General features: G+C 58.4%; 15 protein-coding genes. 10 read left to right on the plus strand and 5 right to left on the minus strand.

Translation table 11 applies throughout. The features are described 5' to 3' along the window. Positions 1–184: 184 nt before the first annotated feature. The 8 genes from ACE3MN_RS23680 to ACE3MN_RS23715 all read left to right on the plus strand — a co-directional run bounded on the left by ACE3MN_RS23680 (position 185) and on the right by ACE3MN_RS23715 (position 8,082). Positions 185–1,198, plus strand: a complete 1,014-nt coding sequence (locus ACE3MN_RS23680) for an HNH endonuclease domain-containing protein (protein ID WP_375364196.1) — start codon at positions 185–187, stop codon at positions 1,196–1,198. Continuing rightward, positions 1,198–1,776: a bifunctional 2-polyprenyl-6-hydroxyphenol methylase/3-demethylubiquinol 3-O-methyltransferase UbiG gene (locus tag ACE3MN_RS23685; RefSeq protein WP_049593805.1), complete on the plus strand. Its 579-nt coding sequence runs from the start codon at positions 1,198–1,200 to the stop codon at positions 1,774–1,776. The genes ACE3MN_RS23680 and ACE3MN_RS23685 overlap by 1 nt, the downstream gene beginning before the upstream one ends. 129 nt (positions 1,777–1,905) lie before the next feature. Next, complete coding sequence (locus ACE3MN_RS23690; protein ID WP_375364197.1) at positions 1,906–2,925, plus strand: NAD(P)-dependent alcohol dehydrogenase; 1,020 nt, start codon at positions 1,906–1,908, stop codon at positions 2,923–2,925. A gap of 190 nt (positions 2,926–3,115) precedes the next feature. Continuing rightward, positions 3,116–3,988, plus strand: coding sequence for a carbohydrate ABC transporter permease (locus ACE3MN_RS23695; protein ID WP_116943932.1), 873 nt, complete (start codon positions 3,116–3,118; stop codon positions 3,986–3,988). Beyond that, positions 3,978–4,865, plus strand: a complete 888-nt coding sequence (locus ACE3MN_RS23700; protein ID WP_004136134.1) for a carbohydrate ABC transporter permease — start codon at positions 3,978–3,980, stop codon at positions 4,863–4,865. Before ACE3MN_RS23695 ends, ACE3MN_RS23700 begins: the two co-directional genes overlap by 11 nt. A 10-nt stretch (positions 4,866–4,875) precedes the next feature. Beyond that, complete coding sequence (locus tag ACE3MN_RS23705) at positions 4,876–5,700, plus strand: phosphodiesterase (RefSeq protein WP_098363505.1); 825 nt, start codon at positions 4,876–4,878, stop codon at positions 5,698–5,700. 5 nt (positions 5,701–5,705) lie between these two features. After that, a complete protein-coding gene (locus tag ACE3MN_RS23710; protein WP_049131474.1) occupies positions 5,706–6,779 on the plus strand; it encodes an ABC transporter ATP-binding protein in 1,074 nt (357 codons plus the stop codon). After that, on the plus strand, positions 6,772–8,082 hold the full coding sequence (locus ACE3MN_RS23715) for an ABC transporter substrate-binding protein (RefSeq protein ID WP_154915795.1): 1,311 nt from the start codon (positions 6,772–6,774) through the stop codon (positions 8,080–8,082). The genes ACE3MN_RS23710 and ACE3MN_RS23715 overlap by 8 nt, the downstream gene beginning before the upstream one ends. Positions 8,083–8,206: 124 nt before the next feature. Here ACE3MN_RS23715 and iolE read toward each other — a convergent pair whose 3' ends face one another. The 4 genes from iolE to iolD are packed head-to-tail and all read right to left on the minus strand — an operon-like array spanning position 8,207 to position 13,059. Continuing rightward, a complete protein-coding gene (gene iolE / locus ACE3MN_RS23720; protein WP_004098147.1) occupies positions 8,207–9,106 on the minus strand; it encodes a myo-inosose-2 dehydratase in 900 nt (299 codons plus the stop codon). Between the two features lie 24 nt (positions 9,107–9,130). After that, positions 9,131–10,015, minus strand: coding sequence for a sugar phosphate isomerase/epimerase family protein (locus tag ACE3MN_RS23725; protein ID WP_004098146.1), 885 nt, complete (start codon positions 10,013–10,015; stop codon positions 9,131–9,133). Positions 10,016–10,056: 41 nt separating this feature from the next. Further along, a complete protein-coding gene (locus tag ACE3MN_RS23730; RefSeq protein ID WP_004136140.1) occupies positions 10,057–11,070 on the minus strand; it encodes a Gfo/Idh/MocA family protein in 1,014 nt (337 codons plus the stop codon). 48 nt (positions 11,071–11,118) lie between these two features. After that, complete coding sequence (iolD, locus tag ACE3MN_RS23735) at positions 11,119–13,059, minus strand: 3D-(3,5/4)-trihydroxycyclohexane-1,2-dione acylhydrolase (decyclizing) (RefSeq protein WP_009652310.1); 1,941 nt, start codon at positions 13,057–13,059, stop codon at positions 11,119–11,121. 526 nt (positions 13,060–13,585) lie between these two features. Here iolD and iolC point away from each other — a divergent pair. Then, complete coding sequence (iolC, locus tag ACE3MN_RS23740) at positions 13,586–15,499, plus strand: bifunctional 5-dehydro-2-deoxygluconokinase/5-dehydro-2-deoxyphosphogluconate aldolase (RefSeq protein WP_014227681.1); 1,914 nt, start codon at positions 13,586–13,588, stop codon at positions 15,497–15,499. 151 nt (positions 15,500–15,650) lie between these two features. Continuing rightward, complete coding sequence (locus ACE3MN_RS23745; RefSeq protein ID WP_004098142.1) at positions 15,651–16,508, plus strand: MurR/RpiR family transcriptional regulator; 858 nt, start codon at positions 15,651–15,653, stop codon at positions 16,506–16,508. Positions 16,509–16,704: 196 nt separating this feature from the next. Here the strand turns inward: ACE3MN_RS23745 and iolB are convergent, their stop codons facing one another. Next, on the minus strand, positions 16,705–17,514 hold the full coding sequence (gene iolB, locus ACE3MN_RS23750; protein ID WP_004136145.1) for a 5-deoxy-glucuronate isomerase: 810 nt from the start codon (positions 17,512–17,514) through the stop codon (positions 16,705–16,707).

The raw sequence follows: 17,514 nt of genomic DNA on the forward strand, positions 1-17,514 counted from the left end.
AATACGTTCCGCAAGTAAACCCCTCGTTCTCACCTTTCCCACTCGCGGTTTCCTCTTTCTCCGAGCCTGCTCGCAAAATCCTGCAAACGCCTCAATTCGGTTTACATTTTCGGCAATTTGTTATCAGATCCTGTTATTAGTACGCGTAATAACGCCGGTACTTTCCCAAAACAGGATTTCCGCAATGCGCTTCTATCAGATCGAACCGACGCTGGAGAACTACTGGCGCGGCATTATTCTTTTTGGCAAAAACGTCGCCTCCTATAAGTTTGCGCTGGCGCATGCGCTGTACGATATCCGCCGCGACGGTAGCGATCTGATACGCCTCGAGGAGCTGGCGGTGCCGTTCAGCCAGCATCTGTGTCGCCATCTTGAGCAGGCCCCCAAACAGATCACTTCACCAAAAAGCCAGTTTCTCAGCGCCTGTAGCCGCTTCAATCGCCAGGAGATAACCCAGGATCAGCTCATCGCGGCAACGGTTAAGCTCGGCTTTAGCGTGGTGCTGGATAAATTTCATAACGTGAATCAGGGCGAAATCGCCAGGCGCTTTTTTATCGACGAGCGTAAAACGCATCAAGGTATCCGTCTGACCGACGACTTTTATTCTCTGACGGAGCGCCAGCAGTACCAGAATCTGATCCACGAAACGGACGCCCGCTGGCGCCTGGTGGAGCAGGCGTGGGCGATGAACATCGCCAGCAGCCTGATCGCCGTGGAATATGATGCCGCCGAACAGCAGCTCTTCAGCACCCTGAATACCCGACGGGTTGCCATCTCCAGCTGTCGCGACAGCCTGAACGGCTACCAAAAAGGCCGCTGCTTTTACTGCTATAAGCCGATCAGTCTCGAAAGCGGGGATGAGAACCTGGCCGACGTTGACCACTTTATCCCGTGGGCGGCGCGTGGCGAAGTGGCGAATATCAACGGCGTCTGGAACCTGGTTCTCGCCTGCAAGAGCTGCAACCGCGGGGAGAAAGGCAAGTTTATGCGGGTACCGTCGGCAAAATTGCTGCGCCGCCTGCGCGACAGAAACGAATATTTTATTACCAGCCACCTTCCCTTGCGTGAAACCTTAATCCGTCAGACCGGCAACACGACCGTCCGCCGCGATGACTTCCTCGCCAAAATCTGGAACACTGCGCGCATTACGCTCCTTCATGAATGGGAACCTCAGGCCGCCGGAACGGATATATTCTGATGACAATTAACTACTACCAGCAGAACGCTGACAGCTTTGTGGCTTCAACCGTCGCTGTCGATATGACCTCTCTGTACGCGCCTTTTATCGGGGCGATTGAACCGAACGGGCTGATCCTCGATGCGGGATGCGGCTCCGGACGCGATGCCAAAGCCTTTGCCGATATGGGCTACCGGGTCGAGGCGTTTGACGCCTCACCGGCCATGGTCGAGCGGGCTGCGCAACACAGCGGGCTGGCCGTGCGTCAGGCGACCTTTCAAAGTATCAGCGAAAGCGCGCGGTATGACGGCATCTGGTGCTGCGCTTCGCTGCTGCACGTTCCCGCTGCGGAGCTGCCGGGAGTGATGCACAAACTGGCTACGGCCCTCAAACCCGGCGGCGTCTGGTACGTCTCATTTAAATACGGTTCAGGCGAGCGAGAAAAAGAGGGACGGCGGTTTACCGATCTCGATGAAGCAGGGCTGACGACGCTGATCGAACCGCTAGCGGATATCCGTCTTGCCAATATGTGGCAGACGGTAGATAAGCGCCCGGAGCGGAGCGAAATCTGGCTCAACGCGCTGTTGCTCAAAAGCTGAACTATCGCGATGGCTTCTCTCTCGCGGAGAAGCCGGCTTGTGTAAGCTTCCCCCCTCCTTCTGCCAAGCGTCCCCTCGCCCCATGCTCTACACTTCCTTCTTAACTACGCCAAACCCAAGGAAACTGTCATGAGCACTATTAAAAGTTACGCCGCCAAAGAAGCGGGCGCCGATCTGTCGCTGTGGGAGTACGATGCCGGCGACCTTAAGCCGGAAGATGTCGAAGTGCAGGTGGAGTACTGCGGGATCTGCCACTCCGACCTGTCGATGATCGACAACGAATGGGGCATGTCGAGCTATCCGCTGGTGGCCGGTCACGAGGTGATAGGCCGGGTGGCGGCGCTGGGCAGCGCGGCGCAGGATAAAGGGCTGAAGGTTGGCCAGAAGGTCGGTATTGGCTGGACGGCGCGCAGCTGCGGCCACTGCGACGCCTGTATCAGCGGCAACCACGTGAACTGTCTGGAAGGCTCGGTGCCCACCATCATCAACCGCGGCGGCTTCGCCGATAAGCTGCGCGCCGACTGGCAATGGGTGATTCCGCTGCCGGAAAACGTCGATCTTGAATCCGCCGGGCCGATGCTCTGCGGCGGCATTACCGTCTTCAAACCGCTGCTGATGCATCACGTCACGGCGAACAGCCGCGTCGGCGTCATCGGCATTGGCGGCCTCGGCCATATCGCCATCAAGCTGCTGCACGCGATGGGCGCGGAAGTCACCGCCTTTAGCTCCAATCCGGCGAAAGAGCAGGAAGTGCTGGCAATGGGCGCCGATCGCGTAGTGAACAGCCGCGATCCCGAAGCCTTAAAGGCGCTGGCCGGCCAGTTCGACCTGATTATCAACACCGTCGCCGTCGACCTCGACTGGCAGCCGTACTTTGAAGCGCTGGCGTACGGCGGCAACTTCCACACCGTCGGCGCGGTAATGAAGCCGTTCCCGGTCCACGCGTTTACCCTGATTGGCGGCGACCGCAGCATCTCCGGTTCGGCCACCGGCAACCCGGCCGAGCTGCGCAAGCTGATGAAATTTGCCGGACGCAGCAAAGTCGCGCCGACCACCGAGCTGTTCCCGATGTCGCAGATCAACGAGGCGCTGAAGCACGTTCGCGAGGGCAAGGCCCGCTACCGCGTGGTGCTGAAAGCCGACTTCTGATCGTTCCTCGTCATGCTTCAGGCCGCAGCCGCGCGGCCTGAACGCCACTGACCGGGGTGATGCCGGGCGGCCCGTCTGCCCGGCGCTTGTTTCCCTGGTCATTAAACCGTCATCTCCCCGCCATACGTTTGCAGTCAATCCTTCTCACAATCCGGGCTTCTACAAACGCCTGAATGAGACGTCCGCCACCATGAGAAAAACCTGGCTCCCCTGGCTGATACTGTCGCCTTCCCTACTGTTTTTATTGCTGTTTACCTGGTTCCCCCTCGGGCGATCGATTTATGACAGCCTGTTCGATACCCGCATAGTCAGCGACGGCGGCCAGTATGTCGGGCTGGAGAACTTCAGTCGTCTGTTCGCCGACAGCGTCTTCTGGCAGTCGCTGGTGAATAACCTGCTTTATATCCTGCTGACGGTGGTACCGGGCGTGACCCTCGCCCTGCTGCTGGCGGTCGCCCTGACCGAGAATCACCGCGTCAACCGCTGGCTGCGCACCGCCTTCTTCTTCCCGATGATTATCCCGATGGTCAGCGCCGCCGCGCTGTGGCTGTTTATCTTTATGCCCGGCCTTGGCCTGCTCGACCACTATCTGGCGAAGCTGTTCGGCCCGATGAACAACAACTGGCTGGGGCGCAGCAATAGCGCGCTGCTGGCGCTGGCGCTGATTGGGGTGTGGAAGTTCGCCGGTTACTACATGCTGTTTTTCCTCGCAGGGCTGCAAAGCATTCCGGCCTCCACGCGCGAAGCGGCGATAATGGAAGGCGCCACCCGCACGCAGGTGTTCTTTAAGGTGACGCTGCCGCTGCTGCGCCCGACCCTGAGCTTCGTGATAACCACGGCGCTGATCTACTCCATCACCCAGATCGACCACGTGGCGGTGATGACCCGCGGCGGGCCGGATAACGCCACGACCGTGCTGCTCTACTACATCCAGAACCTCGCCTGGGACACCCATGATTTAGGTAAAGCTTCCGCCGCCACCTTCCTGACGCTGGCCGGGCTGTTTGCCTTCTCGCTGATTAACCTCAAACTGCTGGAGAAAGGAGCGCACTATGAGCGCTGAAATCTCGCCGCTGGCGCTGCGATCGCACAGCGCATCGCGCCCGCTCTGGCTGCGCCTGCGCCGCTCGCAGCCCTTTACGCTCACGGTATTAATGTGCTGCCTGGCGCTGCTGTGGATGAGCCCGTTTTTATGGATGCTGGCAACCTCGTTTAGCGCCACGACCTTCGGCGAGGATATGGCCTCGCTGCTGCCCCGTATGCCGCTGACGCTGGATAACTTCCGCGATGCCTGGGACAGCGCCGACTGGCTGAGCCTCTACGCCAACACCCTTATCTTCACCTTCGGCACCTTCTTCGCGCAGCTGTTGACCATCACCACCGCCGGCTACGTCTTCGCCTGCCACGAGTTCCGCGGCAAGAAGACGCTGTTCCTGATGTTCCTCGTCCAGCTGATGATCATGCCGGTGGTGATGATGGTGCCGAACATGTTGACCCTGAAAACCTTCGGCCTGCTCAACACCCTCACTGGGGTAATGATGCCCTACTTCACCTCGGCGTTCGGCGTGTTCCTGATGCGTCAGGCGTTTCTGGCCATACCCAAAGAGCTGGAAGAGGCGGCGCTGATGGAGGGCTGTCGCTGGTGGCAGGTGCTGTTCCGCGTGCTGCTGCCGATGTCCTGGCCGTCGGTGCTGGCCTTCGCCACCGTCAGCATTACCTACCACTGGAACGAGTATCTGTGGCCGCTGATGATGCTGAACGACCCGGACAAACAGGTGCTGACCGTGGGGCTGGTCTCGTTCGCCATGGGCGCCGAATCCGGCGGTCAGTGGGGCATCATCGGCGCCGGCACGCTGATGGTCTGCCTGCCGCTGATGCTCGCGTTCATCCTCTTCCAGAAACAGTTCCTGCGAAGCTTCGGCTTCTCCGGGATCAAATAAGGAGCTCTTCATGCTGTTAGCGCAAATTTCCGATACCCATTTCCGCAGCCGCGGCCAGAAGCTGTACGGCTTTATTGACGTCAACGCCGCTAATGCCGACGTCGTCTCCCAGTTGAACGCCCTGCAGGAGCGTCCGGACGCGGTTGTGGTGAGCGGCGATATCGTCAACTGCGGCCGCCCGGAAGAGTATGAGGTCGCCCGCCAGATCCTCGGCAGCCTGAACTATCCGCTGTATCTCATTCCCGGCAACCACGACGATAAAGCGCTGTTTCTGGAATACCTGCATCTGCTGTGCCCGCAGCTCGGCCGCGATGCGCAAAACATGCACTACGCGGTAGACGATTTTGCCACTCGCCTGCTGTTTATCGACTCCAGCCGCGCGGGTACGTCGAAAGGCTGGCTGACCGAGGAAACCATTAAGTGGCTGGAGTCTCAGCTGTTTGATGGCGGCGATAAACCGGCGACGGTGTTTATGCATCATCCGCCGCTGCCGCTGGGCAACGCGCAGATGGACCCTATCGCCTGCGAAAACGGCCATCGTCTGCTGGCGCTGGTTGAGCGTTTCCCGTCGCTGACGCGCATTTTCTGCGGCCATAACCACAGCCTGACCATGACCCAGTATCGCCAGGCCATCATCTCCACCATCCCGGGAACCGTCCACCAGGTGCCCTACTTTCATGAAGATACCCGACCGTATTACGACCTCTCTCCGGCGTCATGCCTGATGCATCGCCAGGTCGACGAGCAGTGGGTGAGCTATCAGCATCCGCTGACCCACTACGCCGGACCGTGGATGTACGACGAAAATATCAGCTGCCCAACGGAAGATCGCTAAACGCCATGCTTAGTCTGCAAAACATCAGTAAACAGTTTGACGGTAAACCGGCCCTCAGCGCCCTGTCGCTGGATATTCGCGAAGGGGAATTCGTGGTGCTGGTGGGCCCGTCTGGCTGCGGTAAAAGCACCCTGCTGCGCCTGCTCGCCGGGCTGGAGCCGGTCAGCGAGGGGGAGATCTGGCTGCACGATGAGAACATCACCGACATGTCGCCCAGAGAGCGTAATTTCGCGATGATCTTTCAGAACTATGCGCTGTTTCCGCACCTGTCGGTGCGCGACAACATCACTTTCGGCATGAAGGTACGCAAAGAGGAGAAAACCAGCTGGCAGCCGCGGGTGGATAAAGTCGCGCAAATGCTGCAGCTGGATACCCTGCTCGATCGCAAGCCGGCGAAGCTCTCCGGCGGCCAGCGGCAGCGGGTGGCGATGGCGCGGGCGATTGTGCGCAATCCGCGCCTGTTCCTGATGGATGAGCCGCTCTCCAACCTTGACGCCCGCCTGCGTAGCGAAGTGCGCGACAGCATTATGGACCTCCACCAGCAGCTCAGAACCAGCACCGTCTACGTCACCCATGACCAGACGGAAGCGATGTCGATGGCCGACCGCATCGTTGTGATGAACGGCGGCCACGTACAGCAGGTCGGGCGACCGGAGTATCTCTACGCCAACCCGGCCAACCTGTTTGTCGCCGGGTTTATCGGATCTCCGGCGATGAATCTGCTCTCGCTGCCCTGCGCTGATGGTGAGGTATTACTGGGTGAGCTGCGCTATCCGCTGCCGCCGCGCTACCGTGAAGAATCCCGGGTGTGGTTAGGCATTCGCCCAGAACATATCAGCGACCGCGTGGAGGAGAGCCATCTGCGCCTGCCCACCACCGTGCTGCAACGAGAACTGATGGGAGCCGATTATCTGCTCCACGTCAGCACCCCCATCGGCACCCTACGCTTTAGCCGTCGCCATCGTGGCGCGGTGCCGGAGAAAGGCGATTCGCTGATCCTCGGCTTTTCACCTGCCGATGTGCATCTTTTTCATGCTGAGAAACAGCATAATTTACTGATGGAGACAGACCATGTTTAAACCTCTCACCGCTCTCGCGGTTGGGCTCAGCCTTGCCCTGAGCGGCGCGGCGCAGGCGAAAGAGAAGATCGACTTCATGTTCCCGGCGCCGGTGGACGGTAAGCTGACCATGGAGATGACCCGCGTCATTAAGCAATTCAACGAGTCGCAGCAGGATGTCGAAGTGCGCGGGATCTTTACCGGTAACTACGACACCACCAAGATCAAAGCCGAATCAGCGCAGAAGGCCGGACAGCCGCCCGCGCTGGTGATTATGTCCGCCAACTTCACCACCGATCTGGCGCTGAAGGATGAGATCCTGCCGATGGATGAGCTGTTCCAGTATGGCGATCAAAAAGCCGGGGATTTTCTGGTGAAGGCGTTCTGGCCCGCAATGCATAAAAACGCCCGGGTGATGGGCACCACCTATGCGATCCCGTTCCATAACTCGACGCCGATCCTCTACTACAACAAAACAATGTTCGATCGGGCCGGTATCAAACAGCCGCCGCAAACCTGGGCCGAGCTGCTGGCGGACGCCAGAAAGCTGACCGACGAAAGCAAAGGCCAGTGGGGGATCATGCTGCCGTCGACCAACGATGATTACGGCGGCTGGATCTTCTCGGCGCTGGTGCGCGCCAACGGCGGGAAATACTTTAACGAGGACTATCCGGGCGAAGTCTATTACAACACGCCAACCACCATCGGCGCCCTGCGCTTCTGGCAGAACCTGGTCTATAAAGACAAAGTCATGCCTTCCGGCGTGCTGAATTCGAAACAGATCGGCGCCAGCTTCTTCTCCGGCAAAGTCGGAATGGCGATGCTGAGCACCGGCGCGCTGGGCTTTATGCGCGAGAACAGCAAAGATTTTGAACTGGGCGTGGCGATGCTGCCGGCCAAAGAGCAGCGCGCGGTACCGATCGGCGGCGCCAGCCTGGTGAGCTTCAAGGGCATCAACGACGCGCAGAAAAAAGCGGCGTATCAGTTCCTGACGTATCTGGTGAGCCCGCAGGTCAACGGCGCCTGGAGCCGCTTTACCGGCTACTTCTCCCCGCGTAAGGCCGCCTACGATACGCCGGAAATGAAGGCGTATCTGCAGCAGGATCCGCGCGCGGCTATCGCCCTCGAACAGCTGAAGTATGCCCATCCGTGGTACTCCACCTGGGAGACCGTTGCCGTGCGTAAAGCGATGGAAAACCAGCTGGCCGCGGTGGTCAATGATGCCAACGTTACCCCGGAAGCCGCGGTGCAGGCGGCGCAGAAGGAAGCCGATGCGCTGATGAAGCCCTACGTCGATAAGACCGCGCTGGCGGAAGTGAAGTAAACTTTTCCCTCTCCCTGCCCCTCTCACAAAAGGAGAGGGAAACGTTCAGCGTCGCTTTTTCGCCGTCACGACAGAGGAAAAAAAAGCAGGCCATACGACGTATGGCCTGAAAATGAAACAACGATTAGATTCCTGCCGTCTCGCGGATATATTTGCGCGCTTTTACGGCGTATTCGAATGGGTTGGCCAGCGCCGGATCCTGCTCGGCCTCAACCACCATCCAGCCTTTATAGCCATGTTCGTCCAGCAGTTTGAACACCGGACGGAAATCAATAACGCCGTCGCCCGGCACGGTGAAGGTCCCCTTCTTCACGCCGTCCAGGAAGGAGAGCCCTTCGCGACGCACCTGCTCGATCACCGGCGGACGCACGTCTTTCAGGTGTACGTGGTTAATGCGCGGCAGATATTTTTTCAGAATCGCCAGCATCGGCTCTTCGCCGCCTTCGGAATACCAGGCGTGTCCGGTGTCGTAGAGCAGGAAGACTTTGTCATCCACCAGCGACATAAACTTGTCGATCTCTGCCGTCGTCTGGATACCGGTACCCATATGGTGATGCAGACAGACCTGCATGCCCTTTTCCGCCGCCAGACGACCGAGGGTGTTATAGCCCTCCGCCACCCGCTGCCACTCTTCTTCGCTAAAGCACGGTTTCGCATTCTCCAGGATGGGCTTTTCCAGCCCCTGAATGCTGCCGCTCTGCTCGGAGCAGCCGATGACTTTCGCGCCCATAGCATGCAGAAAATTCATGTGGTTAACGAATTCGTCAATGGTCTTTTCCCGCTGGCCGTTAGCAAAAAAGGTGCTGAACCAGGCGTTGCAAATCTGAATGCCGCGGATATCCAGCATCGGCTTGAGAACCGCCGGATCGCGCGGATATTTGCTGCCGACTTCGCTGCCGGTAAAGCCCGCCAGCGCCATTTCGCTGACGATTTGCTGGAAAGTATTTTCGCTGCCCAGCTCCGGCATATCGTCGTTAGTCCAGCCAATCGGGGCGATGGCCAGTTTTACGTTATCTTTGTTCATAGTAGGGGCTCCTGCCGCTGCGCCTCACCGGCGCAGCAATTCACGTTCGATGAGTTCACGGGTTTCCACTGCCTGGTATTTCATTTTTTCCGGGTAGCCGAACAGCGAGGTGGCCACAATCGGCTCACCGCCGACCTTGAAGGTCTGTTCGGCAAATTTCATATCGCGCAGAGTGCGGAACAGCGCGTCGAAATCAACATCCCCTTCCCCGACGCCCACGTGCTGGTGAACGACGGCATCTACGCCCGGTGGGTTAACGATATAGCGGCAATGTTTTGTATGGTTGCGGGTATCCGCGATCAGCACGTGGGAGAGATCGCTTCCCGCGTAGCGCAGCATCTTCTCAACGTCGCCCACGCCTTTGTCATAAAAGAAGGTGTGCGGGACGCTGTAAACGTACTTCACGTTATCGCTGCGGAACGACTTCACGATATCGACGGTTTCGTTGTTCTCTTCGCAGAAGTCCCACGGATGCGCCTGAATTTCAACGCGGATGCCTTCGCGCTCAAAAATCGGCAGCAGCTCTTCCATGGAGCGATAGAACATCTCATCGCAAATCTCCGGCTGGTTAGGATCGCCGGAAAACTCGGTGTTGATCACCTGTACACCCATTTCAACCGCGATTTCGATCAGCCGTTTCCAGTTTTTCACTGCCGCCTGACGGCGCAGCTCATCCGGACCGGACCAGCGATAGACGCAGATAAACGAAGAGAGCTCCACGCCGGTATCGCGCAGCGCCTGCTTGTACTCAGCCATAATTTCCCGGCTGGCCCGCGGGTGCTTGTAGAACGGGTTGATCTGCGGGTGCGGCGATTGCTCAATGTATTTGTAGCCCCATTCGGCCACCTGGTGGACCATGCGGGTAACCCCGAGGTCTTTAATAACATCAACGTCAAAAGCAATTTTCATCGTCGTTACCTGTGCAAAGAAGTTCCGTCAGCAAAGCGGGATTAGCGTTTGTAGAATGCCGGGCATTCAGGCAGCGTCACCTCAACCGGGTCGCTGGTTCCCTGCGCTTTGATACAGGCGTCGGCAGCGACGGACGCCGCGTAGCCATCCCACGCCGATGGGCCATGCAGCTGGCCGGCCTGAACATCATTGATAAAGGCCTGCAGCTCAACGTCATACGCTTTGATAAAGCGATCCTTCCAGTCGGTCAGAATAGCGGTCGACAGGTTAGCGGCTTTGCGCATCTGCACGGCCGACGGCTCAGGCAGGCGGGCAATTCCGGTTTCCCCTACTACTTCACACTGGATGTCATAGCCGTACTGGCAGTTCACAAAGACTTCCACATCGATCAGCGTGCCTTTTTTGGTTTCAAACGACACGATCTGCGGGTCTTTCAGGCGCGCATGGGTGTGGGACGTGGAGCGCGGGAAGCGCACCTGCACGGAGCGATAGTCGTCATTCAGCAGCCAGCGCAGCACATCCAACTCGTGAATCAGGGTGTTGGTGATCGCCATATCGGTGGTGTAGTTCTCGCCCACCGACTGGTTGCGGTGCGCGCAGCGCAGCATCAGCGGCGCGCCGATGTCGCCGTCATCGATCACTTTTTTCAGCGCCAGATAGCCTTCGTCGTAAGGGCGCATAAATCCAACCTGCACCAGGCGGCGACCGGCTTTCATTTCCGCATCAACGATACGGCGGCAGCCTTCCGCGCTCATCGCCAGTGGCTTCTCGCAGAACACCGGCTTCCCAGCGGCGATGGCGGCCAGCGTGTACTCTTCGTGGGTGGGGTCCCATGAGGTGACCAGAATGGCATCCACATCGCTGGCCTTAATCACGTCATGACCGTCGGCGTACACTTCGGCATGCACGCCCGGCAGCGCAACCGCGGCGCGCGCGTTCTCTTCGTTGATGTCCGAAACCGCCACTACCGTGGCTCCCTGCAGTACCTGAGTGCAACGACGGATATGTTCTTTACCGATAGCGCCGGCACCGATGACACCTAATTTGAGTGACATAGTTGGTTTTCTCCCGAGATTTGTAGGGTTCAGGGTTTGTGTTCTGTTTTAGTAATCCCGCGCCTGAGCGCGTTTTTCATTGATCATTTGCGCCACTTTGCGGATCCGTTCGGAGAGCGCAGACTGCGCGACGCCGACGTTCCACCAGCTGCCGTATTTGTGCACCATGGTTTTCGGCAGCACTTTAATGTCTATCAGGGTGCTGACGGTTTCGCGGCGCGCGGCGTCCAGCGCGTGGCGTAGTTCTTCTAGTGTCGTGACGCGCCAGGTTTTGCAGCCGTAGCCGGCAGCGACAGTGGCGAAATCTACCGGCACCAGGCCGCCCTGCAGCTGGCCCGATTCGGCGCAGCGGAAGCGGAACTCGGTGCCGAAGCTGTCCATCCCGTGCTCCATTTGCAGGTTGTTAATGCAGCCGTTGGCCATGTTGTCGAGCAGCACGATGTTGATCTTCGCGCGCTCCTGTAGGGAGGTCACCAGCTCGGAGTGCAGCATCATGAACGAGCCGTCGCCGACCAGCGAATAGACCTCGCTTTGCGGCTGGGCTAACTTCACGCCCAGCGCGGCGCTGACTTCATACCCCATGCAGGAGTAGCCGTATTCAACGTGATAGGTGTTGGTGGCCCGGTTGCGCCAGACGCGCTGCAGGTCTCCCGGCAGGCTCCCCGCCGCCGCTACAATCACCGCATCCGCCGGCAGCGTTTCGTTAAGTACGCCAAGAACGCTGCTTTGCGTCAGGGTGGAGTCGGTTATCTGGCGAAATTCGCGATACACCGATTCCCGATCCAGATGGTCGTCGATTTCCGGGACGAAAGCGGTTTCCTGCCACACCGCCTGGTAAACGCGCTGGGTCTCTTTCAGCTGGCGACTCTGCACGCTTTCAATCTGCTCGCCCCAGCCAGCCTGCCAGGATTCGCCGGACAGGGCACCGTCCAGGGCAGTGAGGGCTTCGCGGGCATCCGCCAGCATCGGAATCCCATCCAGCTTCCAGGCATCGAAGTTGCTGACGTTAATATTGAGGAAACGCACGCCCGGGTGCTGGAAAATCCATTTTGACGAGGTGGTGAAATCGCTGAAACGGGTGCCAAGACCGATGACTAAGTCCGCCTCTTTCGCCAACAGGTTCGCCGCCAGGCAGCCGGTTTCGCCGACGCCGCCCACGTTATACGGATGCGAAGAGACAACGCTGCCTTTACCCGCCTGGGTTTCGGCAAACGGAACGCCGTAGCGCTCGGCAAAACGGGTCAACGCCTCGCCTGCGCCGGAGTATTTCACCCCGCCGCCGCAGACGATCAGCGGCTTACGGCTGGCTTTAATCGCCGCCACGGCATCCGCCAGCTGCGCGGCGCTGGCCGGGCGGCGGTCAAGGCGGTGTACCCGACGGGTAAAGAACGACTCCGGATAATCCCAGGCTTCGCCCTGGACATCCTGCGGCAGACAAAGCGTGACCGCACCGGTTTCCGCCGGGTCGGTCAACACGCGCATGGCGTTGATGCAGGCGCTCATCAGCTGTTCCGGACGGGTGATGCGATCCCAGTATTTACTCACCGCGCGAAACGCGTCGTTAGTGGTAATGCTGAGATCGTGGCTCTGTTCGATTTGCTGCAGCACCGGATCAGGCTGGCGGGTCGCAAACACATCGCCCGGCAGCAGTAGCAGCGGGATGCGGTTGGCAGTCGCGGTGGCGGCGGCGGTAATCATGTTCGCCGCGCCGGGGCCAATGGAGGAGGTACAGGCAATAATCTGACGACGCAGGGACTGTCTGGCAAAACCGGTAGCGACATGCGCCATCCCTTGCTCGTTACGCCCCTGATAGACCCGCATTTCACCGCTATCTTGTTCAAGGGCCTGCCCCATTCCCAGCACGTTGCCGTGGCCAAAGATAGCAAAGATGCCTTTGACGAACTTATGCTCTTCGCCATCGACTTCCAGGTACTGGTTATCCAGGAACTTCACCAGCGCCTGCGCCATTGTCAGTCTCAGTTTGCCCATGTTGCCCAATCCTTATTGTTCAGTATTTGCGTGTGGGTTAGCGTTTTGCCTTGCGCAGCGATACAAGCGATGAGTCAGGAAAATCGTTAACGTCACTGGAATACTTTTGGATTATAGGCAAACATTTTTTTCATTAAATAGAAATACAGAAGAAATATTTCATTTTGCGAGAGGGATCAAACTCTCTATGCATTTCACCCGTTTCATTCGCATCCTGTATCGGGGATAACGCGCAAATTACGCGGTCCACCTCTTAATATCCCCTTAAAAATCATAGGTAAAGATAGATGTTCAACTGACGTCCGTTTAACTTTCAGCCGCTGTGCAGGATCCGAGGCAGAATGAGGCTCAGCGCGGCATAGTGGTATATCCCTCACATTTTTGGTTTTTTAATTTCGATCTAGTTTGCAAATGAAATATTTATTTCTCAAACTAAGGGTAACCAATAACCCTCAGGCTGTTTTCGGAGACGCTGTCGGCAGTCCGACTCTTCCGTACAGCAGAAATGCAAAAGGAAACCCTAGCTATGAATGCAGCAGTAAAGCGACTCGACGTCATCTGTATTGGCCGGGTGGCAGTCGATCTCTATGCCCAGCAGATTGGCGCGAGGCTGGAAGATGTCGCCAGTTTTTCTAAATACCTGGGTGGCTCTTCCGGCAACGTCGCCTTCGGCACCGCCATTCAGGGATTAAAATCGGCGATGCTCGCCCGCGTGGGCGATGAGCATAATGGCCGTTTTCTTCGCGAAACCCTGAGCCGCGCCGGCGTCGATACCGAATATCTGATCACCGATAAGCAGCGCCTGACGGCGTTAGTAATGCTGGGGATTAAAGATCAGGAGACGTTTCCGCTGATTTTTTACCGCGATAACTGCGCCGATATGGCCCTTTCGCCAGAAGATATTAAGGAAGAGTACATCGCCTCTTCCCGGGCGCTGGCGGTAACCGGCACCCACCTTTCGCACGCCAACACGCGCGAAGCGGTGCTGAAGGCGCTGGAGTACGCACGCCGTCACGGCCTGCGCACCGCGCTGGATATCGACTATCGTCCGGTGCTTTGGGGTTTAACCTCTTTAGGTGACGGTGAAACGCGTTTCATTGAATCCGGCCAGGTGACCAGCCAACTGCAGGAAGTCCTGCATCTGTTCGATTTGGTGGTCGGTACTGAAGAAGAGTTTCATATTGCCGGCGGCAGCACCGATACCCTGACCGCGCTGAAAAACGTGCGTAACGCCACGAAAGCGACGCTGGTTTGCAAGCGCGGCCCGATGGGCTGCGTGGTGCTGGAAGGCGCCATTCCCGACAGCTGGGATAGCGTGCCGCTACAGCAGGGCGTACGCGTAGACGTGCTTAACGTGCTGGGCGCGGGCGATGCCTTTATGTCCGGCCTGCTGCGCGGCTGGCTTAACGATGAAGGCTGGGAGCAGGCCTGTCGCTACGCTAACGCCTGCGGCGCGCTGGTGGTTTCACGCCACGGCTGCGCGCCCGCGATGCCGACCAAAGCCGAGCTTGACGACTATCTGTCGCGGGCAGAATCGGTCCCGCGTCCGGATATCGACGATCGCCTCAACCATCTGCATCGCGTCACCAGCCGCCGCCAGGCGTGGCCGGAGCTGTGCATTTTCGCCTTTGACCACCGTAAACAGCTGGCAGATCTGGCGCTGGAAACCGGGCGTGATGAATCCTGCATTCCGCAGCTGAAGCTGCTGCTGCTGGCGGCCGCGGAAGCCGCCGCAGACGAAGCCGGTCTTGATGGTCGCAGCGGCATCCTCGCCGATGGCACCTACGGCCAGCGCTCGCTCAATGCCATCACCGGCAAGGGCTGGTGGATTGGTCGGCCGATTGAAATGCCGAGCTCGCGCCCGCTGCGCCTGGAACATGGCAACATCGGTTCCCAGCTGATCGACTGGCCGCTGGAGCACGTGGTGAAATGCCTGGTCTTCTATCATCCGGCCGATCCCGCCGAGCTGCGCGCCGAACAGGATGCGCTGCTGCTGGAGGTCTGGCAGGCGTGCAACAAGTCCGGGCATGAGCTGCTGCTGGAAATCATCCTGCCGGAAAACGGCCCGGATAAAGATGAACGCCACTACCACGACATGCTGGAGCACTTCTATCAGCTGGGCATCCAGCCGGACTGGTGGAAGCTGCCGCCGCTGTCGAGCGCGGAATGGGAAAGGATCGGCAAACTGATCGCGCGAGAAGATAGCTGGTGCCGCGGGATCTTAATCCTCGGCCTGGACGCCCCTTCGGACCGTCTGCGCGCCGGTTTTGCCGAAGCGGCGAAGCATCCGATGATCAAAGGTTTTGCCGTAGGACGCACCATTTTTGGCCAGCCTTCACGGCGCTGGATGCAGGGCGAGCTCAGCGATGAGGCGCTGATTAACGAAGTGAAACGCAACTACCTTACGCTCATCGGCTACTGGCGAGAAGCCCGCGGCTGATTCAGCCCCCGCCCGCATCCTCTTTCGAAGATGCGGGCTTTTTTCTGGATCTTCGTGAAATGAATCGCGTATTTCATCGTAGTAAATGAAAAATTCGCTTCATTTGATACACTGGAAATTATATTCCTTTCATTTTCTCAGAGCGCAATCTATGGCCAATAATCCGACCCAACTTACCATCTTGCAGGATGAAATCAGGCGTCGCTACGACACGTTAAGCAAACGCCTGAAACAGGTAGCCCGCTATATTCTCGATAACAGCAATAGCGTGGCTTTCGACACCGTGGCCTCTATCGCGCAACAAGCTGATGTCCCCCCTTCCACGCTGATCCGCTTCGCTAACGCCTTTGGTTTTAGCGGCTTCAACGAAATGAAGCAGATGTTCAAGCAGCATCTGATGGAAGAGACGGCTAACTATACCGAGCGCGCGCGTCTGTTCCGCCAGACCACGACGGATGACGCAACCCCGCCGGAAACGCCGACCGAAATCCTGAATATGTTCACCATGGTCAATACCCAGGCGCTGCAGCAGCTGGCGATGCAGACCTCCGGCGACGATCTGCAGCGCGCGGTCGCGCTGCTGGCGGAAGCGGAGAATATCTACGTTATTGGCCTGCGCCGCTCCTTTAGCGTCGCCTCCTATTTGACCTACGCTCTGCGCCATCTGGACCGTAAAGCATTTCTGATTGACGGTCTGGGCGGCATGTTTACCGAGCAGCTCAGCCTGGTCGGGCCGAAAGATGTCGTGGTGGCGGTGAGCTTCTCTCCGTATGCGCGGGAAGTGGTTGAACTGGTGGAGCTCGGCGCGCAGCGTAAAGCACGACAGATAGCGATTACCGACAGCCAGGTCAGCCCGCTGGCGGCCTTCAGCGACGTCTGCTTTGTGGTGCGCGAGGCGCAGGTTGATGGTTTCCGTTCGCAGGTGGCCTCGCTGTGCCTGGCCCAGACGCTGGCGGTCTCGCTGGCGCTGAACAGCAGCAAGGATGCAGAAACGAAGCAGCTGGCTTAAATTTTTCATGCCTCCCGGATGGCGACGTAAACGTCTTATCCGGGCTACTTGTCCGCAGACGACGGTAAACCCGTAGCCCGGCTAAGCGCAGCGCAAGCCGGGGATGTGCCAGAATTGCGACGACGATCTTATTCGGGCTATAGGATCAAAAAGGCCGGCTAGCGTTGCTAACCGGCCTTTTTATTATCAACCAATGTTAATCGTGGCGGGGATAATCAGGGCTGTTGATCCACGCGTGATCCTCTTCCCAGGTAAACATCCATTTGCGATCCGGACCGGCCATTACGTTCAGATAGTAGCTGTCATACCCAGCAATCGCCGCCACCGGATGGTAGCCGCGCGGCACCATGACCACATCGTGGTTGTAGGGAGCCATGCAGGCATCGAGGCTGCGATCATCGGTGTAGACGCGCTGGAAGGCAAAACCCTGCGGCGGATCGAAACGGTGATAGTAGGTCTCTTCCAGCTGGGTTTCCTGGCCCGGCAGCGCCGTATCGTGCTTGTGCGACGGCCATGAGCTGGTCGCCCCTTCCTCGGTGTAAACCTCCACCACCAGCAGGCAGTCCGCCTGCGCGCTATCCGGCAGAATATTGTGCACCAGGCGCTGGTTGCGCCCCTTACCCCGATGCTCTACGCCCACGTCCTGCGGGGAGATAACTCGAGCCGGTAAAGTTCCTTTACCCGGGGCGCTGCATACGGCCAGCTCGAGGTCTGAATCTGCCGTCACTTCGACTTTATCCTGCGGCGGCACGTAGACTGACCAGGGCGGCGTCCGCTCAAACGGCGACATACGCTGGCCGAGGTTCGGGAAATCCGCCCGCGTGGTTTTTACCGAAGCCAGGCCGGCGACCAGCACCAGGCACAGTTCGCGATCGCCGCTTTCCAGGGTGACGGTTTGTCCTTTCTTTAACATCCAGACATCAAAACCAATGTACTTCCACCCCGCGCTCTGTGGGGTGATGTGCTGAATCTGCCCTTCTTTTTTTGCTTTAGCCAGTAAAGACAT

The sequence above is a fragment of the Klebsiella grimontii genome (genome assembly GCF_042137965.1).
Classification (GTDB): Bacteria; Pseudomonadota; Gammaproteobacteria; order Enterobacterales; family Enterobacteriaceae; genus Klebsiella; species Klebsiella grimontii.